At 35.2% G+C, this 22,652-nt stretch carries 25 protein-coding genes; 11 read left to right on the forward strand and 14 right to left on the reverse strand.

What is annotated here, in order from left to right:
- Positions 1-2 precede the first annotated feature (2 nt).
- From napG to CDOMC_RS02720, 11 genes are all read left to right on the forward strand, one after another.
- On the forward strand, positions 3-758 hold the full coding sequence (gene napG, locus CDOMC_RS02670; protein WP_172127700.1) for a ferredoxin-type protein NapG: 756 nt from the start codon (positions 3-5) through the stop codon (positions 756-758).
- Positions 758-1,549: a quinol dehydrogenase ferredoxin subunit NapH gene (napH, locus tag CDOMC_RS02675; protein ID WP_172129625.1), complete on the forward strand. Its 792-nt coding sequence runs from the start codon at positions 758-760 to the stop codon at positions 1,547-1,549. Before napG ends, napH begins: the two co-directional genes overlap by 1 nt.
- Positions 1,550-2,083, forward strand: coding sequence for a nitrate reductase cytochrome c-type subunit (locus tag CDOMC_RS02680; RefSeq protein WP_170019438.1), 534 nt, complete (start codon positions 1,550-1,552; stop codon positions 2,081-2,083).
- 2 nt (positions 2,084-2,085) lie between these two features.
- Complete coding sequence (locus CDOMC_RS02685; RefSeq protein WP_172127702.1) at positions 2,086-2,571, forward strand: 4Fe-4S ferredoxin; 486 nt, start codon at positions 2,086-2,088, stop codon at positions 2,569-2,571.
- Positions 2,568-3,518, forward strand: a complete 951-nt coding sequence (locus tag CDOMC_RS02690; RefSeq protein WP_172127704.1) for a WD40 repeat domain-containing protein — start codon at positions 2,568-2,570, stop codon at positions 3,516-3,518. The genes CDOMC_RS02685 and CDOMC_RS02690 overlap by 4 nt, the downstream gene beginning before the upstream one ends.
- Entirely contained in the window at positions 3,515-3,862 is a 348-nt protein-coding gene (locus tag CDOMC_RS02695) for a chaperone NapD (RefSeq protein ID WP_172127706.1), read from the forward strand. The genes CDOMC_RS02690 and CDOMC_RS02695 overlap by 4 nt, the downstream gene beginning before the upstream one ends.
- A 110-nt stretch (positions 3,863-3,972) precedes the next feature.
- Positions 3,973-5,211, forward strand: a complete 1,239-nt coding sequence (locus CDOMC_RS02700; protein WP_172127708.1) for a Zn-dependent hydrolase — start codon at positions 3,973-3,975, stop codon at positions 5,209-5,211.
- A gap of 48 nt (positions 5,212-5,259) precedes the next feature.
- Complete coding sequence (locus tag CDOMC_RS02705; RefSeq protein WP_172127710.1) at positions 5,260-5,835, forward strand: hydrogenase-4 component G; 576 nt, start codon at positions 5,260-5,262, stop codon at positions 5,833-5,835.
- A 122-nt stretch (positions 5,836-5,957) separates the two neighbouring features.
- Positions 5,958-6,269, forward strand: coding sequence for a hypothetical protein (locus tag CDOMC_RS02710; RefSeq protein WP_172127712.1), 312 nt, complete (start codon positions 5,958-5,960; stop codon positions 6,267-6,269).
- A 203-nt stretch (positions 6,270-6,472) separates the two neighbouring features.
- Positions 6,473-7,036: a c-type cytochrome gene (locus CDOMC_RS02715; RefSeq protein ID WP_172127714.1), complete on the forward strand. Its 564-nt coding sequence runs from the start codon at positions 6,473-6,475 to the stop codon at positions 7,034-7,036.
- Positions 7,037-7,236: 200 nt separating this feature from the next.
- Positions 7,237-8,529, forward strand: coding sequence for a major outer membrane protein (locus tag CDOMC_RS02720; RefSeq protein ID WP_172127716.1), 1,293 nt, complete (start codon positions 7,237-7,239; stop codon positions 8,527-8,529).
- Between the two features lie 133 nt (positions 8,530-8,662).
- Here the strand turns inward: CDOMC_RS02720 and CDOMC_RS02725 are convergent, their stop codons facing one another.
- The 14 genes from CDOMC_RS02725 to CDOMC_RS02790 form a co-directional block, all read right to left on the reverse strand.
- Positions 8,663-9,094, reverse strand: a complete 432-nt coding sequence (locus tag CDOMC_RS02725) for a Dps family protein (protein ID WP_172127718.1) — start codon at positions 9,092-9,094, stop codon at positions 8,663-8,665.
- A gap of 181 nt (positions 9,095-9,275) precedes the next feature.
- Positions 9,276-10,499, reverse strand: coding sequence for a glucose-6-phosphate isomerase (locus tag CDOMC_RS02730; RefSeq protein ID WP_172127720.1), 1,224 nt, complete (start codon positions 10,497-10,499; stop codon positions 9,276-9,278).
- The gene (gene galU, locus CDOMC_RS02735) at positions 10,486-11,319 is read right to left on the reverse strand and encodes a UTP--glucose-1-phosphate uridylyltransferase GalU (protein WP_172127722.1); all 834 of its coding nucleotides are present in this window, start codon (positions 11,317-11,319) and stop codon (positions 10,486-10,488) included. Before galU ends, CDOMC_RS02730 begins: the two co-directional genes overlap by 14 nt.
- Before the next feature lie 124 nt (positions 11,320-11,443).
- Positions 11,444-11,956: a flavodoxin family protein gene (locus CDOMC_RS02740; protein ID WP_172127724.1), complete on the reverse strand. Its 513-nt coding sequence runs from the start codon at positions 11,954-11,956 to the stop codon at positions 11,444-11,446.
- The gene (locus tag CDOMC_RS02745) at positions 11,953-13,173 is read right to left on the reverse strand and encodes a radical SAM protein (protein ID WP_172127726.1); all 1,221 of its coding nucleotides are present in this window, start codon (positions 13,171-13,173) and stop codon (positions 11,953-11,955) included. Before CDOMC_RS02745 ends, CDOMC_RS02740 begins: the two co-directional genes overlap by 4 nt.
- A 2-nt stretch (positions 13,174-13,175) precedes the next feature.
- Positions 13,176-13,874, reverse strand: a complete 699-nt coding sequence (locus CDOMC_RS02750; protein WP_172127728.1) for an energy transducer TonB — start codon at positions 13,872-13,874, stop codon at positions 13,176-13,178.
- A gap of 19 nt (positions 13,875-13,893) precedes the next feature.
- A complete protein-coding gene (locus tag CDOMC_RS02755) occupies positions 13,894-14,694 on the reverse strand; it encodes an ABC transporter substrate-binding protein (RefSeq protein ID WP_172127730.1) in 801 nt (266 codons plus the stop codon).
- Position 14,695: 1 nt separating this feature from the next.
- Entirely contained in the window at positions 14,696-15,469 is a 774-nt protein-coding gene (locus CDOMC_RS02760) for an ABC transporter ATP-binding protein (RefSeq protein ID WP_170020219.1), read from the reverse strand.
- Positions 15,469-16,452 (reverse strand): FecCD family ABC transporter permease, encoded by a 984-nt coding sequence (locus CDOMC_RS02765; RefSeq protein ID WP_172127732.1) that lies wholly within the window; start codon positions 16,450-16,452, stop codon positions 15,469-15,471. The genes CDOMC_RS02760 and CDOMC_RS02765 overlap by 1 nt, the downstream gene beginning before the upstream one ends.
- Positions 16,442-18,409 (reverse strand): TonB-dependent receptor, encoded by a 1,968-nt coding sequence (locus tag CDOMC_RS02770; RefSeq protein ID WP_172127734.1) that lies wholly within the window; start codon positions 18,407-18,409, stop codon positions 16,442-16,444. Before CDOMC_RS02770 ends, CDOMC_RS02765 begins: the two co-directional genes overlap by 11 nt.
- A gap of 28 nt (positions 18,410-18,437) precedes the next feature.
- Positions 18,438-18,851: an ExbD/TolR family protein gene (locus CDOMC_RS02775; protein WP_169973189.1), complete on the reverse strand. Its 414-nt coding sequence runs from the start codon at positions 18,849-18,851 to the stop codon at positions 18,438-18,440.
- A complete protein-coding gene (locus CDOMC_RS02780; RefSeq protein ID WP_172127736.1) occupies positions 18,832-19,464 on the reverse strand; it encodes a MotA/TolQ/ExbB proton channel family protein in 633 nt (210 codons plus the stop codon). The genes CDOMC_RS02775 and CDOMC_RS02780 overlap by 20 nt, the downstream gene beginning before the upstream one ends.
- A gap of 133 nt (positions 19,465-19,597) precedes the next feature.
- Positions 19,598-21,607, reverse strand: coding sequence for a TonB-dependent receptor (locus tag CDOMC_RS02785; RefSeq protein WP_172127738.1), 2,010 nt, complete (start codon positions 21,605-21,607; stop codon positions 19,598-19,600).
- A 241-nt stretch (positions 21,608-21,848) separates the two neighbouring features.
- On the reverse strand, positions 21,849-22,640 hold the full coding sequence (locus CDOMC_RS02790; protein WP_172127740.1) for a HugZ family heme oxygenase: 792 nt from the start codon (positions 22,638-22,640) through the stop codon (positions 21,849-21,851).
- Between the last annotated feature and the right edge of the window lie 12 nt (positions 22,641-22,652).

A 22,652-nucleotide genomic window follows, 5' to 3' on the forward strand; every position in this document is an offset into this window, starting at 1 on the left:
ATATGAAAGATAGGCGCGAAGTACTCAAATTTGGCTTAAAGGCGATTAGCTTAGTGATCGCCGGAGGCTTTACTTGGAGTACGCAGACTAATCTTAAGGCTCAAACTCTCATCCTTCGCCCGCCGGGAGCAAGGGATGAGAAGGGCTTTATGGCTAGTTGTATAAGATGCGGGCTTTGCGTGGAGGCGTGTCCTTTTGATACGTTAAGCCTAGCAAAGCTTGGCGATAATATAAGCTTTGGAACGCCTTATTTCACGCCAAGAGAGACACCTTGCTACATGTGTACCGATATCCCTTGTACGGTCGCCTGTCCGACGGACGCTCTTGATGTGAAACTCGTTAGCACTGATGATAAGCTTGATATCAACAAATCTCGCATGGGCATAGCCGTGCTTGATCCTTATAGCTGTATAGCATTTGCGGGAATTCAGTGCGATGCCTGTTATAGGGCTTGTCCGCTTATAGACAAGGCTCTTGTTCTTGAATACAAAAGAAACGAACGAACCGAAAAGCACGCGTTTTTACTTCCTGTGGTGGATGCAAACTACTGCACGGGCTGCGGAAAATGCGAAAACGCCTGCGTAACGAAAAAAGCGGCGATTTTCGTGCTTCCAAGAGAGATCGGACTTGGCGAAGTGAATGACAACTACGTTAAAGGCTGGATAGAAGACGATGATACGAGACTAAAAGATATAGACACCAAGATCAAGCTTGATCAAAACAAAGTCAAAGACTACCTTAATAGCGGAGAGATATGATGAAATACTTACTGCTTAGAAGAATAACTCAAATTTCCATTTTGACTCTGTTTTTGGTTAGCAATCTTTACGGACTTAAAATTTTGCAAGGAAATTTAAGCTCGTCTATGATCTTTGGCACTATCCCGCTTAGCGATCCGTTTGCGGTGCTGCAGCTGTTTTTGGCCAGCTTTACACTTGCCGGCTCTGCTGCACTCGGGGCTTTGATAGTAGTGTTGATATACGCTCTTATCGCGCCTCGTGCATTTTGCGCTTGGGTATGTCCGGTAAATATGATAACAGATTTTGCAAGATTTGTTAGGGTCAAATTTGGCTACGATAAAGATAAAAAAGTAGTCGTGTTTTCTAAAAGCTTTCGCTACTACATACTTGCCTTTGTGCTTTTTATGTCCGTGGTTATGCAAACGCCTGCATTTGAGGGAGTAAGCTTTATCGGCATAATTCAGCGCGGTATCATATACGGCGGCACGCTTTGGATATTTGTGGCTTTTGGCGTGTTTGCCATAGACGCTTTTGTGGGCGATAGACTGATATGCTCAAAGCTTTGTCCTCTTGGTGCTTTTTATGCGACGATTGGCAAATTTGCGTTTATCCGCGTAGAGCATGATAGCCAAAACTGCACAAAATGCATGAAGTGCAAAGTGATATGCCCTGAAAGCCAAGTACTTGGAATAATCGGAAAAGAAAGCGGTTTGATAACCTCTAGCGAATGTATCAGCTGCGGACGCTGTGTAGACGTTTGCGGCGATGACGCGTTAAAATTTAGCATAAGAAATTTAAGGAGAAAATGAATGAAAACTTTTAGGTTTGCACTTGGTGCAATGGCTGCGGCAATCATCCTTGCAGGGTGCAATGCGCCGTCGGTCGCGGACAACAAGCCAAAGGATTTGGGCGGATTAAGAAGCTCTGATGTAATGGATGAAAATTCAGTCAAGCTACTGGAGTATCAATACTCAACCGATCCTGCAGGAACTGCTAAAAACATAGAGCGCGCATTTGAAAACGCTCCTCCGATGATCCCTCATGATCTAGAAGGGCTTATCCCTATTACCAAAGATATGAATATGTGCGTAACCTGCCATATGCCTGATGTCGCCAAAGACGCCGGAGCTACGCCTCTGCCTAAATCGCACTTTTATAGTATCAGAAACAACAAAGACTTAGCAGATAAGCTAAGCGATGATAGATTTAACTGTACTCAGTGCCACGCTCCTCAAGCAAACGTGACCGTGCCGTTTAAAAATAACTTCAAACCTGAGTTTAGAACTAAAGACGGCGCAGAGAGGTCAAACCTGCTTGATATACTAAATGACGGTGTGAGGTAAGATTGCAAGAGGCAAACAATCTTTCAAGAAGAAGACTTTTTACAAAAATTTTAGGCGCCAAAGAGCAGGCGCCTAATTTTATTGCTCCGCCGTATTTTTGCGGAGAATTTGATTGTGTGAATTGTCACGCTCCTTGTGTAAAGGCTTGCGGGCGCGAGCTTTTGAGATTTGAAAATCAAAGAGTTATTTTTGAGTTTAAAAATTTAGGTTGCAACTTCTGCAAGGATTGCGCCATAGCTTGCGAAGAGATCGGCAAAGAGGTTTTAAGTCTAAAATTCCCAGCCAAAATAGAGGCAAAGGTTAGTATAGATGTGGCTTCTTGCTTAGCGTGGAATAATACGATTTGCTATAATTGCCAAGATATATGCAAATTTAGAGCGATTGACTTTTTTGGCGTTTTTCGCCCTGTTATAAACGAACGCTGCACGGGATGTGCGCAGTGTCTTGAGGTGTGTTTTAAAAATTCTATCAAAATGGAGGCTTTATGAAAATTCTACTCGCTTTTTTAGTGCTTTTAAATTTGGCTTTTTCTCTTGATATCAAAGAGCCTTACAAGATCATAGAAGCGCACTCTAACGTTATAAGTTCCTCGCTTTTAAACGACAAACTTTATCTTGGTACCGACAGCGGTCAGGTAAATATTTATGATATGAAGAGCGAGGAGTTTTTAGAGCCTATAGTTTTACCAAAGATAAAGACGCATTTTACCGATGATGAGTTTGCAAAAGTATTTAGCATAGATGAGCTTAACGGCGTGCTGATGGTGCTAAGCGAGACGAGTTACGGCAAAAGACTTTTACATGTTTATGAGATGATTGACGGTAAAAGAGTAGAGGCTAAAACTATAAATTTAGATAACGAATCGATCAAAAAAGCTCTATTTTTAAATCCTAAAACGGCTATTATCGGTTCGCTTAGTAATGAAATTTATTTTTTAAATTTAGAAACGGGCAATATAGATTTTAGCAAAAAATTTTCCATAGCGTCGCTATCTGACTTTGAACTTAGCGAAGATAGAAGCAAAATAGCGGTGGGTTGTGAGAGCGGGATAGTTTATATATTTGACGCTAAAGAGCGCAAAGTGCTAAACGAGCTTGGCTTTCATAAAGATAATATGTATGACATAGAGTATAAAAACGGCGCTATCATTACAGGCGGAGTGGATAGGCATGCAGGAGTTTATATCGGCGGTAGTATCGGCATGATGAGGTCAAATTTCTTAGTCTATGCGGTAGGTCTTAGTGATGACGGCAAACTTGGAGCATTTATGAGTGATGATCTAAGCGATATAGACGTATTTGAAGTAAATAGCAAACGAGTGCTGGCAAGACTAAAAACTATGCAAAGTACGATAAATGGCATACGTTTTATAGATGACAGCTCGCTTATAAGCGTTGCGTATGAGAAAAAAGTAAAATTTTGGAGATTTAGATGAATATTTCAAGTGTTATAGTGCATATAAAAGATGAAAATTTAATGGATGATGTTTTAAATTCGCTTAGTAAAATGAGCGAGTGCGAAGTTGTGGCTCATGAAAATTTAAAGATAGTGGCGCTTATAAGCGTAGAAAATTTTGAACATGAGCTTGAAACTTTTAAGGCTATGGAGCGTATAGAGGGAGTTGCCGGAGTTGCGATGGTATATAGCTATCAAGAGGACTTGGAGGGCGACTTAGAGAGGCTAAAGGCAAGCGGCAAGCTAAGCGAAGTGCTTACAAACGAAGATATGCACGCAAAAGATATAGTTTATAGCGGTAGTATCCATCATAAAGTTAAATAGCTTAAATTTAACTTTCTTTTTTAATATAACTTCTAACAAAAATAAAAATATAAAGATAAATTTAACTTAAACTATATAAAATACTTAAAATTTAAATTTAAGGAGTTTGTATGAGTATCAATTTAGATAGATTAAAAGGGCTTTTTAAAGAGATTAATGCAATCAATGATGATAGTTTTGGTGAAGGTATGAGCCGTCTTGCTTACACTCCTCAAGATAAGGCTGCGCGCGAGCTATTTATAAAACGCTGCAAAGAGGCTGGGCTTAGTGTAAGAGTAGATGCGATAGGCAATATCTTTGCAAGGCGCGAAGGAAACGAGCCAAATTTACCTGCCATAGCCTTTGGATCTCATCTTGATACGGTTATAAATGGCGGTCAATTTGATGGAATTTTAGGTGTGCTTGGCGGACTCGAAGTTATTTGCTCACTTAATGATGAAAATATCAAAACAAAACATCCGCTTGAGCTGATCGTGTTTGAGTGCGAGGAGTCAAGCAGGTTTAATATCGCAACTCTTGGAAGCAAGGTAATGTGTGGTAAGCTTGGATATGAGAAGCTAAAAGAGGTAAAAGACTTTAGAAGTCAAGAGATAGGCGAAATTTTTGGCGAATTTGGAATAGATATAAAAAGGATAGAAGAGGCTAAAAATTTAGAGCCAAACTATAAGAGCTTTTTTGAAATTCACATCGAGCAAGGACCGCTTCTTGACAATGAAAAGATCCAAATCGGCGTAGTTAGCGCTATCGCCGCTCCGCATAGATTTAGCGTGCGAGTTATCGGACAGCCTCAGCACTCAGGAACAACAGCGATGAAATACCGCAATGACGCACTTTGTGCAGCTGCCGAGATAATCTTAGCAGTTGAAAAAATCGCAAAAGATAATGCTCAAAATAGCGTAGTTGCAACTACCGGAAACTGCTCTGTAAAACCTGGCGTGATGAACGTAGTGCCGGGAGAGACAACGCTGCTAGTTGATCTAAGAGGCATAAATTTACAAACTCGCGAAGAGGCTTACGAGCAGATATTGGCTGAAATTTCAAGAGTAGAAAAGGAACGTGTCGTAAAATGCGAGATCAAACAGCTTGCTTTTGATACTCCTTGCAAACTCAATGATAGGCTTATAAATTTGATAGCCTCTGAGACTAAGGTGTTAAATTTAAGCCATGAGATCATGCCAAGCGGAGCAGGGCATGATGCGATGCATATGGCTGAAATTTGCCCTACTGCGATGATATTCATTCCTTCAAAAAACGGAATTAGCCACAATCCTGCAGAATTTTCAAAATGGGACGATATAGAAAAGGGAGTAGAGCTTTTAAGAAATGTCATTCTAAAAGAGGCTGAGTAAATTTAAAAAAATATAGTAGAATGATAAGAAATATAATAAGGAGGAATTATGCAAATAAATTCCGTATCAAGTAATTTTAACTTTTATGGTTTAAATCAAAACGAAAATAGTTCTAAATTTAGGGACTTAGTTTCAAATTTAAGTGCTTTACAGGTTACAAATAGCTATTTTTCTGATTTTCAAAATAAAGCTTTTGAACAAAGCGGGTTAAATTTCAGTGTGCAATCGGCAATAGATTTTGGTTTTTTTAAGCAAATGTCAAGGATTCCCGAAAATTTAGAGGATATTTTAAAAAATATTGACTATAAAACTATCGGCTATTCTGGAAAAGATATATCCTCTTTATCGCAAAATGAAGCTAGCGATCTTATAAGCGATAATGGATTTTTTGGTATCACAAATACAGCAAATAGAATAGCTGATTTTGTGATAAATGGATCTGGAGGCGATCTTGAAAAGCTTCAAGCCGGAAAAGATGGTGTATTAAATGGCTTTAGAGAAGCCGAGCGTATGTGGGGAAATAAATTGCCTGAAATTTCCCAGCAAACAATGGAGAAAACTTTAGCTGCCATAGATCAGCAAATAGCTAAATTGGGTGGCAATGTACTTAATGTTCAGGCTTAAAATCGTATTAATTCTGATTTTATCTATATTTTTTAGCGGATGTTCGCAGTTTTTTTACTTCTGTAAATACTGCTCCGCTAAAAAAAGTAGAAAAACCAATCATTCTTCCTGTTAAAGAGCAGATGATAAAGGGTGTTATAGTCGATCTTGTATATTCTGAATCAGGATGGTGTTATACTATAAATAGCACCGATACTTCAAATAATAAGCTTAAAAGCGGTATATTTTGTGGCGATAGTCACGAGTTCTCTTATGGCGATCTTATATATGCAACTATCGTAAATAATAGAATAAAAAAGATGCTTCTCATACAAAAAAAGTATCTACCGCATAAAAATTTAGATTCCAGGAGTCTAAAAAAGCCAATTATAAAGCGTTTTGGCAATAAAAAGATAGCTGAAGTACCTAAAACAGAGCAAATCAGGTTTGATTAGCCGTTGATTTACCGAAGTGGTTTATAATTCTTTCAAGCAATCAAAGTTAGAACTCCTTTTAAGGGGGCGAGGCAAAAGCTCCCTTTTCTTCACTCAAGTAAATTTAGCTTTTTTAATTGTTTTATGTACTAATTTATAAAATTTAAAATATGCTATAATCTAAAAATGAATTTTCATAATCAAATCTAAACAAAGGGCTATGAATGCGTTTTTACAAATTATCATTTATGACATCTTTATTGTTGCTAGCTAGCTTAAATGCTAATGAGCCAAGCTATGTGTTTGAAGCAAAGGGAGAATTTGCTAAAGAATTAAAAGCTTTAGTTGAAAAATATTCAAAAGAAGACAATGTAACTATAAATGTTTATGAAAAAGCCCCTGAAAACGAAGACAACGGCGGGTTTTTAAACATAGGAGTAAATAGCAAAAGATCTTACAGCGTAGAAAGAGGAAGAGAGCTATACGCTAAAAACTGTGCAAGCTGTCATGGTGAAAATGGAGAAAAAAGAGCTTACGGGACTTCAAGAAAGCTCACTCAGATTAGTGCTGAGGATATAGAAGCGGCGTTTTCAAGTTATCTTAATGATCCAGACTTCGGTGGCAAGCTAAAACATATGATGAAGCCTGTCGTATCGACTACTTCATATAATGATCTCGGCGCCATTATCACTTTTCTAAAAGGTAAAGATTCGATGAAAAATAGTTCAAATTTTGAGCAAAATTCAGATATTTCAACAGCGCCTTCGCAAGGAAGCTATCTTAAATAAAATTTGGCTACTTAAAAGTAGCCAAAAAATAATCCAGTTGTTTAATTTTTATATATTAAAATAAGATTTCTTACTCAATTTTAGTAAACAATCAGTAACTTTTTGTAATCTATACCCTAAATTTCATATATTTTTAAGTTTAATTAATGTTTTTTTGTGATATTATTACGAGGTATTTTAATTTTATTTAAGGAGTTCTTATGAAATTAGCTAAAATTAGTCTAGCAACTCTAGTTGCTTTAGGTGCTTTTTCAACAGTTGCAAGTGCAACACCACTTGAAGAAGCTATTAAAAATGTAGATCTTTCAGGATTTGCAAGATATAGATATGACCACTTGAATAAAAAATTTGCAGATTCTACAAAAGAAAACTCTGCTAGACATAGATTTACCATAAAAACAACATTTAAAGCTGCTTTAGATGATAATTTCTTTGGTGTTTTAGGCATGAGATATAATGCCAATGATGGTTCAGGAAATTCTAAAGGATTTGATGACAAAGGGGAAGGTGATAAATCTGTAACAGATAAAACTTTCGAGGTTAGCGAGTTATATCTAGGATATAAAGTCGGAGGTACTACTATAACAGCTGGTAAACAAACCATTGGTTCATTTTTTACAGATGATTTGATAGGTACTGGTCTAAAAGTTTTAAATAAAGATATTCAAGGATTAACTCTTGCAGCTGTTGCATTTGATGCACTTGAAGTAGGAGGAAATGGATGGGGTTTAAGTAATGGTCTTGGCGAATTAATTGCTGACAAATTAGACCTTGAAGGCAAAAACAAAGATGAAAAGATGGCTAATGTCAAGCAAGGCATAGTAAAAAATAACCTATATGGAGTAGGTGCTATGGGTTCTTATGATCCTGTAGACTTTAAATTATGGTATGCTAGTCTTACAAATATAGCAGATCTTATAGCTGCAGATATAGCTGTTGGTTTTGAAGTTAACGATGACATAAATTTTGGTTTGCAAGCTCAATATGGACACTCTAATGTAAAAAATAAAGGAAAAGAGTTTGTTAAAAAAGAGCTAGGTTCGGATGTGTTGAGAGATACAAACTTATATACAGTTGAAGCTACAACTGGTCTTTTTGGTGCTGATCTAGCTCTTGGTTATGTAAACTGGAAAGTTAAAGATCATGGAGTAGGTTTTGTTACTATAGATGATCAAGCTGGCTTTAATTATGCGGGTGAGCAAACTTTTGATTATACTACTCTTGAAGGAAAAGGTAATTTCTTCTATGCAAAACTTGGTTACGGCTTTGATAAGTTTGGTCTAGGTCTTGACTATGTAAAAGGAGATGTTAAGACAAAAGAAGCTGGCAAAGATGTTAAAGATAAATCTACAGAGTATGTAGCAAGAGCTTCTTACAAATATAGTAAAAAATTAAACTTTGCAACTTGGTATTCAAAATTAACCAATAAAGACCATGATGGCGATAAAGAAAAGTCTAATCAGTTTAGATTTGAGGCTAAATACTCATTCTAATTATTATAATATTCTGGGCGATTTTTTCGCTCAGAATAAACTCCTAATATACACAAATAAAATATAAAATTTAATTTAAAATAGTAAGAAGAAAATGATAGAGCGAAAGCTTCCGCCCTATCTGAGTAAGAAATTATGCAAGTGTTGCGTTAAGCATCCATATAGCTTTTTCATATTTTGCTATGTTGTCTTCAGCTATAGCTACAGTAGTGCTATCACCATCTGCAACTTCTGCAAGCTTTTTAAATTCTGCTAGAAGGTGCTGATACTCTGCTAAAATTCCCTTTAGAACTTCTATCGGAGTATAGCTGTCTTTACCCGCAGGTTTGATATGAGATAGTTTGTTTAGCTCTTCTGGTTTTGTTATGGCTTTTCCACCTAGTTGGATAGCTCTTTCTGCTACTTCATCAAAAAGTTCTGCCAATTCGTTATAGGCTTTTTCTGTGTATTCATGAATGCTAAAAAATTGAATACCTTTAACATTCCAATGATAATCATGAAATTTGATAAATAACGCATGAGCGTCAGCCTGAATTTGGTTTAGTTGTTGAATTACTTTTGACATATTGTCTCCTTTATTTAATTTTTATAGTGAAATTATAGCAAAGAAATCTTAAATAGAAATTATTTCTAAATAATAAAAATTATTGTTTAATATCTAATTATTAAATTATACAGTTTATTTGTTAATCAATGGACATTTAATATAGTATTTATTAATGAGATTTAGCATTAAATTTTAAAAACTACTTTTGAAGCATAGTTTTTAAAATTCTTTTCCCCACCTCTACTCCTGGCTGGTCGTATGTATTTATGCCTAGCATTATTCCTGTGGCAGATGTTAAGAGTTCGTAATAATATATCAGGTATCCTGCATGCCATTCATCAAGTCTGTCTATGCTTATTAGATCCACACTTATTCCTTCTTGCATTAGAGCGTGAGTAGTAGCATCGCATTGAGCGTTTATTAGATCTGATAGTTTCAGATGATTTACGAAATTACATTCTTCAAGATGGCTTAAATTTAGATTTGGTGTAGTAGTTGTAGAGTCATGATCTAAAATTTTTATAAAAGTAACGGTTTTGTCTTTTGTGCCATCCATTATAAGTTGCAAAAAGCTATGCTGATCTCTTGAACCAATTAACCCAACAGGTGTCAGTCCATATCTTTTAAAACCTTCTTTTTTTCCAAGGCTCTCAGCCCATAGCTGAACATACCAGTCATTAAATTCTAAAAATCTATCAGAGTAGCTAAAAATTACATTTATTTTTGCATTTTTATGTGTTGCATAGTGATATGCTTTATACATTAAAGTATTATCGTTCTCTTGCAAAAACTGCTTTTTGCATTCAATTGCCCCATCAAGAAGAGCTTTGGTATCATATCCACAAAGCGTCAAAGGTACAAGTCCAATCGCACTTAATACGCTAAATCTACCGCCTACATTTTTAGGAATATTAAAAAAGACTATATTGTTTTCTTTTGCATAAGTTTCAAGCGGAGAACCTGGGTCTGTGATAATAAGAAAATTTTTATTTAAATTTCTAGGCTTAAAACGGTCAAGAATACATTTAAAAAGAGTAATAGTCTCTATCGTTGTACCTGATTTTGAGCTTATAATAAATAGAGTATCGTTAAATTTTAGCTTATCAAACATTTTTTCAAAGCTAAACGGATCAACATTGTCTAGAAAATATAGATCTTTACTATCAGGTTTTTTTCTTGATTCAAGTAGGCATTTTAAGGCCTTAACTCCAAGAGAGCTTCCTCCGATTCCAACTAAAACTATATTTTTTATATCTTTAAAATTATCTTCAAACTTACTTATTGAGGCCAATATATCACCTCCTAGTTCCGGGAGATGATAATATCCTATGTCGCCACTTTCAAGCTCTTCGTTCATACGTTTTGCATACGATTTTATAGCCGATATTGGTGTTTTTTCAAAGAATAGATTATTTTTTACCATCTTTATGAAGCTCGTAAAAGAAATTTGTAGCCTCTACAAATCCTGCAACACTTCCACAGTCAAAGCGTCTACCTTTAAATTTATATGCCAACACCATACCATTTTTAGCCTGCTCTTTTAGCGCATCAGTTATTTGAACTTCTCCGTTTTTGCCGGGCTTTGTTTGCTCCAAAATTGAAAATATATCAGGCGTCAGTATATATCTACCGATGATGGCTAAATTTGTAGGAGCCTCTTTGGCATCTGGTTTTTCGACCATGTCATCTACCATTATCAAATCATCTTCTATAAATCTTCCGCTTACTATACCATAGCTGCTAACTTGCTCTTTTGGTACCTCCATGACGGCTACTATGGAGCAACGATATTTCTCATAAATTCTAACCATTTGAGTTAGAATACCAACTCCATTTTGATTTATGCATAGGTCGTCGGCTAAAACAACTCCAAAAGGCTCGTCTCTTACAAGGGTTTTGCCTGTATGTATCGCATTTCCAAGCCCTCGCATGCTCTCTTGGCGAGTAAATGAAAATGTACATTTTGCCATCAAATCGCGAATTTCGGTTAGCAAATACTCTTTGTTTGTGCCTGAAATTTGGTGCTCAAGCTCGTAGCTGATATCAAAATAATCCTCCAGCGCCCGCTTGCCACGACCTGTGATAAAAGCCATATTTTTCATCCCAGCTTCTAGCGCCTCATCGACTCCATAGTGAATAAGCGGTTTTGTAAGTATCGGGAGCATCTCTTTTGGCAAGGATTTTGTCGCGGGTAAAAATCTGGTTCCATATCCGGCAGCCGGGAAAAGGCAAGTTTGTATCATAAATTTTCCTTTTTTAGATTATTTTAACTAAGCCTTACTAAATGCGAAATTAAGATGGTTAAATTTGAGTGTAGTTTGCTAAAATTTTATAGACGTGAAGAGCGCGTAGAGTAGAGCAGAGGGATTAAATCCCTCTAAATGCAGTTTTTGCGTTTGCTATATCGCTTGCATCAGGATGGCTTGCCGCAGCTGCCCATCTTGCCTCACGTTCAGGAGTAATAGGATGAAGCGCTTTATCTCCAGCTTTTGCGGCCATTTCGCGCATCTGCTCGATAAGTTTTGGATCAATCGCGCCTTGGCAGATAAATTCGCGCAAAATTTTATTGCCGTTTTGCTCTAAAATTTCTCTACCGACTTCAAGCATTTTTGTTCCGTGTTCGCTTTCAGGTTCTGCTCCAAGAGTTATAAAAAGACCTACGTTTTTGTTTTTAATTTTTTCTTTCATATAGCGTTTAAAATGTGCGTCAGGGCCGCCTTTATCAACATAAAAGCCAACCGCCACGAAATCAAATTCGCTTAAATCATTAACGCATTCATCTTCAAAATTAACCGCTTTACAGCCGATCTCTTCTGCTATGGCTTCGCCGACCTTGCGCGTATTTCCAGTTAGTGAGCTATAAACTACAATTTTTTTCATTCAAAATCCTTTCTTGCTATCTTTGATATTTCAGCCGCCATAGTATTTCCCCAAAATACTCCATCTATATTTAAGGTTGCACCATGATCGTTAACTTTCATATAGTTGTGTTTTTCACAAAGTTTTAGAAAATCTTTGATCTCTTCAATTGTGCTAGGTTTGATATATTGACTCATATCGCTAAATTTTACGTTAGGATATTGAAATAGGCTCATAAATTTGCCGAAATTTCTTTGTGTTTCATTTGTTTTTGTGATCATTTTGCGATCTTTATTCATTGCAAACATTGAGTAGTTACCAAGCCTGCCGCCTGCTCCAAATCCTATAGGAAGAGTATCCTCTCCTTTGTGACCAAGACGAATATATTTATACTCATCTCTATTCTTTCTTGTTATTTTAGTATGCTCTAAAACCTCGTAATCTCCGCTATCAAGAAGAGAATTTGCAAAACCATGATGAAGTTCTTTGTCTGTTTCAAGACTGTAGTAGTCCGGTGAAATTTCTTTGGATAAAACCGAGCCAGGACTAAACATTAACGAATAAAAGCTCACGCTATCTATTTTAAGCTCTTTTACTATTCTTGCATCTTCAAGCACTTCTTCTACGGTTTCACCAGGGTAGTTGTATATAATATCTATGCAGACGAATTTATCAAAATTATCTCTTATTTGTTTTAGTCTCTTAAGTGCCTCTTCTTTGTCAAATACTCTATTTAGAAGTTTTCTACCGTCATCTGAAAAGGTTTGCACTCCTATACTAAAGCGATTTACTCCAAGACTATCAAGTAGTTTGAGCTTCTTTGGACTTAGGTTGTGCAACGTGCTTTCAAGGCTAAATTCGCAAGTAGGAGAAATTTTAAAATTCTTATGTATGGCGTTTATTATCGGATCTAAATGCTTCTCCTTTAGCACTGTAGGAGTTCCGCCGCCAAAATATACAGATTCTATATTTTTGGCTTTCATATATGGAAATTTGCCGAATTTTTCAATTTCGCTTAGTAAAAATTCTGTATAAGTATCAAGCTCTCCTTCAAGTTTGCTTCTATTCATCGAGCAAAACGAACAGATATTATCGCAAAACGGTATATGAAAATATATCACACCGTCTTTGCGCTCAGGAGTGCCTTGTAAAAATTCAAAAAGCTCTTCCTCTGTTGCCGGAACAGGCTTGCTTCCGCCTCCTCCAGTATGATGTCCCTTTATACGTTCTTTAAACATACTTAATCCTTTATCTTAAACTCATAAGGTTTTGTTATCACGCAGTGGCTAAGTTCTTTTAGAACCTTTATCTGCATATCTTTTGTAAGTCTTTCCGCCTCATCGTTAAAAATTTTATTTTTTCCTCTAACGCCGACAACTTTTATTTCATCGTTTATTATCTTAAAATCAACTTCCACGTAAAATGTCTCTTTAAGTCTAAGCATCAAAGCTTTTTTAGGATAATCTGCCCTAGGCTCTTTTAAAATCTTAAATCCTACATTTTCCTTGCAAAATCCCTCTTTGTTAATGACTTCCTTTTTTTTTACCGTAGGAGCTGTAACTTCTTTTACGGTAGCAACCTCTATAGGCTCTACCTTTGGCACTTCTACTACAGGTTCTTGCACAGGAATTTTCTTAGGATTTTTTGCGACTTTTTTTGGCTTAGGTTTTTTAATCTCCTTTGGCTTTTCTACCTTTACGATTTCGGGTTCTATTTTTACCTCTTTTATTTCAGGTTCCTTTATAGGCTCTTCAATAATAGGTTCAGGCACAATAGGCGGAGTAGGCTCTTTTGGCTCCTCTTTTACCTCTTTGACAAAATTTAATACAACCTTTGTTTGAACCTGCTCCTCTATCTTTTTTGAGAGAATTTCATCTGATTGAAGCGGTATAAATAGTATTGCTATATTTATAATCAAAGAAATAATAAAGTAGCGCATAAATTTTAGCCCCTTTGTTTTACTTTGTCAATAAATTATAAAGATGCTCCACTCCATCTCCTATGCGAGGAGTCCCGCGAAGTAGAAGTGATGATGGAACTGTTATGATCTTATTATTTTTGGCTGCGTTTGTCTTTGAAAGCGCAGGACTCGTCTTTAAGATATCGCTTCCATTTCCCATTCCGCCTATGATTACTATAAAATCAGGATTTGAAGATAGTATAAACTCAGGCGAAACCACAGGCGTTGCACCCTCTAATCCGTCCGCTATATTTACCAATCCTAGTTTTTTTAGCATATCTCCTGGTAGTGTTGATGAGCTAAAAGTAGTAATAGGAGTTGAAGAGAAAAATGATACGACTTTTTTGCCTTTTAATCTTGGATCTTCAAAGCTTTTAAATTTAGCTTTTATATTGTTTATTACCTCTTTAGCTTTTTCCTCTTTGCCAGTTATTTTGCCTATCTCTTCAATATTACTATAGATTCCATCGACACTATCGGCTTTTAGAGTAAGTGTAGGGAGATTAAATTTTTTAAGGCTATCTTGTATATCTACCGAGTGAAAGCTAACTATTACAAGATCTGGTTTTATTTCGACTATCTTTTCTAAATTCGGCTTTGTGTATGTGCCTACGCTTTTTAGCTTTGAAGTCTTTTCTTCAGGCCAAATTTTTGACATAGAAAGAGTTGAAATAGCCGCTATTTGATCTTCTGCCTCAAGCATATAAATGATCTCAACTACTGCAGGGTCAAGGACGACCAACTTTTTGGCATTTAAAAAACTTGCCAATATCGCTAAAATTAAAAACAGTTTTTTCATATTAATCCTTTAATGCAATCACAAACGGATTGTCCTTATATTCGATAACATCGCAGTTTAGTCCATAAATTTCTTTTAAAATTTCCTTTGTATAAAGCTCTTTTGGACTACCTTTATATTTTACTTTCCCATCTTTTAGCATCAAAACTTCATTGCAAAACAAAGATGCCAAATTTAGATCGTGCAAAACCATTATGGAGAGTAAATTTAGCTCTTTAGTAAGCTTAGTGCAGATTTTCATAATCTCTATGGCGTAGTTTAAATCAAGCGCCGATGTAGGCTCATCTAAAAGTAAAATTTTTGGCTCGCTTACAAGTGCACGCGCAAGTAAAACACGCTGAAATTCTCCCCCGCTAAGAGAGTGTGCGATACGCTTTGCAAAATGAGAGATGTCAAGTAGCTCCATAATCTGATTGACCTTTTGTCTATCTTCCTTGCTGTATCCTGAAAATTGGCTTTTAAGGTGAGAAAATCTTCCCATAAGTAAGATATCTTCAACTAAAAGAGGCATGGATAGAACCGATTTTTGAGGTACAAAGCCAAGCGTTTTGGCAAGCTCTTTTAAAGAGTAGTCTTTAAGCGGTTTGTCAATTATTTTTACTATTCCGCTTTTTGGAGCGAGCACTCTTAGGATATTTTTTAAAAGAGTTGATTTACCACATCCGTTTGGTCCTAAAATGCCTATAAATTCGCCATTTTTTGCATTTAGGCTTATGTCTTTTAATATCTCTTTTGTTCCATAGGTAAAATTTAAATTTTCAACAACTACACTCATTAAACTATACCTTGCCTTGATTTAATAGCTAAAAACAAAAAGAACGGTGCTCCAAAAAACGCAGTTACAACTCCGATTGGGATTTCTACCGGATTTAGCACGCTTTTACCTATAGTATCGCAAGCTAGTAGGAAAAATCCGCCAGCAAAGGCCGAAACAGGAATTAATACTACGTTGCTTGAAGTTCTTAATATCATCCTTAGAGTGTGCGGTATGATTAGCCCCACAAAACCTATCATCCCTGTAAATGCGACTGAAAAACCAACGGCTAAGGATGAGACGATAAGCAGGTATTTCTTAGTCTTTTCTACGTCCACGCCAAGGCTTTGAGCCTCTTCATCTCCACTTAAAATAACGTTTAACTCAAATCTTTTCATGTAAAAATATGTCATTGAAAGAGCAAGAGGAGCTACTATATATGCAATTCTTTGCCAAGTAGCACCGCTAAGATGTCCCATCATCCAAGCTACGATTCTAAAGCTATCTTCGCCTATTAGATATGTGGCAAATGATGTAAAAGCGCCTAAAAATGATGAAAATGCTATGCCTATTATAAGTAGTGTGGCTATCGATTTTCCTCTTTTTGATAGCTTAAATATTACTAGAGACAGCACAGCAGAGCTAAAAAATGCAAATACTCCATAGTATATGTCCGGCAGTTTTAAAAGATATGCTATAACGGCTCCAAATGTCGCACTTGCAGCTATTCCTATGATATATGGATCTGCAAGCGGGTTTAAAAACACGCTTTGAACCACGACACCAGAGCTTGCTAGTAACATGCCTATTAAAATCGCCATAACAAGTCTAGGAAGCCTAAGCTCTAGCAAGATAGCCTGTTTGATCTCGTCTATCTCTTTTCCAAGGATTAAATTTGTAATATCATCGTAGCTTATATCGGCTCCGCCTATGCTTAGCGAGATGATGCAAAGAATAATAGTGAGTATCCCAAAAAGGATACTCATCTTGTTTTTAGTAAGCATACTTAAACTCTACGTAATAATTTCTCTCTGCTGCTGGAACGTATTTGTTGTTTGTTTTGTCTTCAGAATCATTATATTTTTCATTAAATAGATTTTTGACTCCGCCCGCCACTGAAAAGCCATTTTTGAGTTTATATTTCAATCCAAAATCAACTACAGTTTTAGCATCTATTGTCTTGTAATAACTATCAAATTGGCTTGAGTAGTATTTAAGATCTGTTAATATGTTGAAATTTTTAATTGGTTCATAGTTTATACCAAATACAAATTTGCTTTTTGATACGTAAGGAACTCTTTTGCCGGCTTTTTTACCTTTTTTGATTTTGGCATCTATGTATGAAAATGTTTGGCTTAGTTTTAGACTGTCAAATAGGTTTTGCTCTGAGTAAAGTTCAAATCCCGAGCGTCTTGTCTCGTCTATATTATAAAATTTCCAAGCTTCAGCGTGCTTGCCAAGGTTCTCTTGTATAATTTCATCTTTTGTAGTTGTGATAAATGCTGTAGCACTAAAGTATTGACCCAAGATAAGATCTCTTAACCCAAACTCATAAGTGTAAAAAATTTCAGGCTTTAGATTATTTATTTTGTATTCTGGCACCCCGGCTACCTTTACTTTATCGGTTAGTTGAGTAGGTGTTGGAGATATATATCCACGCTCAAATTTAAAGTAAACATTTCCTGTATCTGAGTATTTAAAGCTAGGGCTTATCTCAAATGCGTGGTTGTTCATATTTTTGTTTTCAACTATTGTCACTATTTCAGGAGGCATAGGAGGATTTGTAGTCTTTGAATATCTGTTAATATCATACATTGCCTTTTCAAATCTATATCCGCCTGTTAGTGAAAAAGCATCTGTAAAGTCATGTTTCTCAAACACATAAAACGAATGAGTCTGTTTTTTAAGATCTATAAGCGTGTATGTGTTAAGCACTGGACCCATTTTTATATTTCTCTCTCTTATGCCTTTATTTTGAAGGTAGTCATAGCCTGCTATAAATTCACCGTTTCCGTAATCATATCTACTCTTTAAGTTTGCACCCAGTTTTTTGTCTGTAAAATCGCTATTAGCTGCACGCATGCTTATTTCTTGATAATAAGGCATAAAATTTAACTTAAATTTATCACTAAGCGCTATTGCATATTCAGCACTAATATCAATTTTTTTATGAGTTGTTTGTTCTTCAGGTGCACCAGCTTGTTTTCTGTTCTTTTCTAGTTGAGTTTTAGTGATAGGGCCCGTAGTATCAATTTTATTTTTATAATAGCTTGGATTAATCGCCAGTGTTTGATTGTCTGAAATTTGGTAATTTATACCAAGACTTGTGTAAAATCCTCTTTGTTTATCGCCATCTCTGTAGCCTTTTTCATCAAATGCTTTGAAATTTCCTTTTAAGAATAAATTTTCGTTTGCCATTCCACCTAGGCCTAAATTTAGGTCTTTATAAGAGTAAGAAGCTAGTTTGGTTGAGACGTTTGCATAAAAATCTCTAGGTTTTTGTTTTGTTATAATGTTTACTACGCCACCGCTTGTTCCGTTACCGTATAAAACAGCTCCGCCACCAGGTATGATTTCGATTTGTTCGATATCTTCAATAGCTAAAAAGTTTACAGGAACAAATAGGTGTGAGCTGTCAAGCATGTTTAAAGCCATGCCATTTAATAAAACTTTAACAGATGTATTAGCTTTTTTCCCTTGACCTCTTAAATCAATTGTTTTGCCAAGACCAGAGTTTATAAAATTTACTCCAGGAGCTTTTTCTAATATCTCTTCTACATCTTTATATCCGCGACTTTCTATCTCTTCTGATGTGATGATATAGACATTTTTAACCTCATCTTTTAGAGGACTTTCAAATCCTGTGGCTGTGATGACTGTCTTGTCAAGCTTTGTTGGAGCCTCTGCTGCAAATAGACCTACTGCTGCAGCAATGCTAATACACGCTATCTTTCTAAACATTTTTTATTTTCTCCTTTTTTTGGTTATGTTATTTTTTCTTGATGTTTAATTCAACATTTTGTACATTTGCATCTTTTAAAACCGATATCACATCAACTACTTTTCCGTAGTTTATGGCCTCATCTGCATTTAGAGTGATATTTTTTTTATGAGCAGGGCTTAAATTTGAAATTTCATCTTTTAAAATTTCGCTATTTAATATTTTTTCAGTCTCGTTTATCTTTAGTATTAAGCCGCCGTCTATTAGATAAAATAATTGGACTACATCGTTTTCATTGTCTTCTAAATTCGATTTAGTTTCAGGAAGCGCTATATCTATATGTGCAAATTTGTTAAAGGTTGTTGTCACCATAAAAAACAAAAGCAGTACAAATATAACGTCGATCAAATTTAGCATCGAAATGCTGGCGCTTTTGTGCCTACTACGACGGACAAACTTCACAGCACTTCCTTTCGCAACATCTGCCAAATAGGCTTATTAATCTGTTTAAGTCATTTAGTATAAAATCTATCTTTTTGTTTATCATAAGGTGAAAAACTAGACATGGAATACCGACTATAAGTCCGGCAGCTGTCGTATAAAGAGCTTCAGATATGCCTATGGCTACGAGTGGGGCATTTATGCTTGAGCTAAGTCCTTCAAATGCCTTAATCATACCTACGACAGTTCCTAAAAGTCCAAGTTGCGGGCTTGCACTAGCGCAAAGACCTAGTATCCAGCTTCTTTTTTCTAAATTTGAAAGCTCTACTGTTACAGCTTCTTCTATGATATATTCTATTTGAGTTTTGCTTGTGGAGTTTAAATTTTCTATATTATCAAGAACCATTATAGTTGTTTTTGCAAGGGAGTTTTTATAATTTTTACAAAAATCCCTGATTTTTTTTGTGTCGCCTTCTAGTATTAAGTTACTAAGTTTCATTTTAAAATTACTTGTAGAATCTATCTCTATAAAAGTAAAATAAAATGCCTTTTCAAGTAGTACTGCAACAGCTAAAATACATAGGAAAAATATAGGCCACATAAATATGCCGCCCGTTTGTAAATATTCATACATGAGCTTCCTCTTTGACTATATGTTTCTTAGGTTCAAGTGAGAATTGTAGCATCAAAAATATTAATCGATAATTAAAATCAGTATTTTAAGGCATATCTTTATTTTGATATGCCTTATTGAAAGCATTTTCAATTTAGTAGTTATATTTAAACTCTAAATAGTAGTTTCTTTCTGGAGCAGGGTAGTATGAACCCTTTCCTGTAGTCTCGTAGTATGAATAGTATTTTTTGTCAAATAGATTTTTTATACCGGCAACTACTGAAATATTTTTTGTGAAATGATATTTAGCGGATATATCAACTAATGTTTTGGAACTCATTTTTTCTCTCTTTTGATTTAAAATTTTTGAATAGTATTTTAAATCAGCGTATAAATTAAGATTCTTAATAGGTGCGTAATCAGCTCCTAATACAAATTTTTCTTTTGCTACTCCTGTGAGCTCTCCTCTTGTAGTTTTTTCTTCATATGTATTATTATCTCCATCTTGTAATGTTGCCTTTGTGCTTACGCGACTGTATGACTCGGTAAGCTTTAACTTATTGTCTAAAAGATATTGTTCTGCATAAATTTCAAATCCATATCTTTTTGCTTTATCAATATTTATCCATTTTCCCTCGAAATTGCCATGTGCCATATTATAATCTGTCCATCTTCTATATATCATATTTTTAGTATCAGTATAAAATATGGCAGCGCTAAAGAATTGATCAAAAAATATATCTTTAAAGCCAACTTCGTAAGTATAAAAAGTCTCAGATTTTAGATTATTTAATTGAAATTCGTAATTGTCAGGACCAATTTTAATATTATCTACAAGCTCTTGAGGAGAAGGCGATACAAAACCTTTTTCAAATTTTAGATAGACGTTTCCTGTATCTGAGTATTTAAAGTTAGGGGTTATTTCAAATGCGTAAGAGTTAGTATTTTTTTTACTATTAGAGGCAGGTCTTTTGAATCTTGGACTAAAAGGTCTTTTTATGTCATACAGTGCTCTTTCGTATCTTCCGCCAAAGTTAAAAGAGAATACATCTGTAAAATTATGTTTTTCAAAGAAATATACCGAGTGAATTTCTTTTCCTAATTCATCTTTGTTTTGTATTTTATCATAGACATCTTCGTAGTTGTATCCAAATATCAACTCTCCTTTATCGTAAGTAAATCTATTTTTTAAATTTGCACCTACTTTTTTATCTGAAAACACTTCTTCTTTTTTACTTTCTTTTTTAAATTTTGTATATAAGTAGTATGGCATAAAGTTGATTTCATAGCTATCGCTAAGTTTTAAAGAATAATCAAGCGTAATGTCAAATTTTTTATAAACTTTTGGATCTGATAATTTGCTTGATTGGCGACGATCCTCATTAACTTGCTTCTTTGTAAGGGCACCACTTTGATTTTTATATTTTTGAGAATAAAAGCTAGGGGTTATTGCTATGCTTTGATTATCGCTTATTTGATAATTGATTCCGCCGTTTATATAATATCCGTTTGTCTCTTCTTTTTTTCTGTATCCTTTTGAGTCAAAAGCTTTTGCACTAAATTTTAAGAACAGATCATCATTTACCAGCCCTCCTATGCCTATAACCGCATCTTTATAGTTATATGATGCAATTTTTGATGATGCATTTAAATAAAAATCTCTAGGCTTTTTCTTTGTGATTATGTTTACAACACCACCTGCAGTTCCTCCTCCGTATAGTACGGCTCCACCACCAGGTATTATCTCAATTTTTTCTATATCTTCAACAGCTATTAAATTTAATGGTGTATTTATACCTGAGTGAGCTGTTTTGATGACGTTTAGATTTACTCCATTAATTAGGGTTTTAACGTTAGTGTGCGCATATGCTCCTTGACCTCTCATATCAATTTTTTCACTACCAAATATATCAGCATTTGATATATATACTCCAGGGGCTCTTTCGAGTACTTCGGTTACACTTTTATAACCACGATCCTTGATCTCTTCAGAGGTTATAATATATGCGTTTTTTACCTCGTCTTTTAACTGTGTTTCAAAGCCTGTTGAGGTTATGATTGTTTTTTCAAGCTTTGTGTTTTTGTTTTCTGCAGCATGCAAATTCATTGCTACAGCAAAAGATACAATTATGGCTATCTTACCCGCCTTTGAACTTTTGTCCATTTCTAACTCCTTTGTTTTTAATATAATTTTATTTTTTAATACAATTTTTATTTTTTATTAACTTGTTGAGCAAAATGATATAACTTTATTACTTAATCGATAATTAAAATCAATATTGTATAAATAAAAAGAGACTATTTTTTAAATATGTGATTTGATAAATTTAATTTGTGTAATACTTGATATTGAGTAAGTCGCCAACTTTGGCGACTTTATTATTTGATTAGAAAATATTTTAGTGTTATTTTTGGTGTGGATTGTGAGGGTTATGTCCGTGAGGATTGTGGCCGTGCGGATTTTTTCTGTGAGGGTTACTTTCTCCTGCTGCTTGGCTTAGTTTAAGACCCTTTGAGTTGTATGCTGCACCAAATCCTTTTACGTATCTGCCGTCTTTTAGCTCAACTTTTATGATGTAAAAGTCAGACATGTTTCTAAGTTGTTTTATAGCTGATTCTTTAGGGTTTTTCTCTGCTAATTTATCAAAAATTTCATTTCTAAGCGCCTCATCCTCTATAAATTTAGCCTCGCCTTTTATGCTTAGACGATGTCTCGCAAATATAGTTTTTGCTGTACTTTCATCCTCTATAAATAGAAGTGAAATTTTATTTGGATTTGCTTTTATTGAGTGATAATGCTCAGCTACTGAACTTAAGCAGATGTATATAGCATCATCAATTTTTACAAATGGCGCATAAGAGCCAACGCATTGCATATCTTGATGTACGCTTGAAATAACAACAGTTTTTAGGCTATCTACAAAATCAACCATTCCTGCTTCAATCTTTTCAAGACCGTTTCCGACATCAATACTTCTATAAAGCGTCATTATGGCATCTTTATAGTTGCCGTCGCTTGCTTTTTGTAAAAATGGTGCGAAGACCTCACCTTGATCACATGTGATAATAAGTCCGTCTTCGTTCATGTCAGTTAGTTTTACGTTGCTTACATCTTTAAAAGAACCAAATCTTTTGCAAAACGCAACTACGGTATCATGATGATCCGAGTTCATATGCTCAATCGCCCTTTCTTTCATGTATTCTCCTTA

This window comes from Campylobacter sp. RM16192 (assembly GCF_004803855.2).
GTDB lineage: Bacteria > Campylobacterota > Campylobacteria > Campylobacterales > Campylobacteraceae > Campylobacter_A.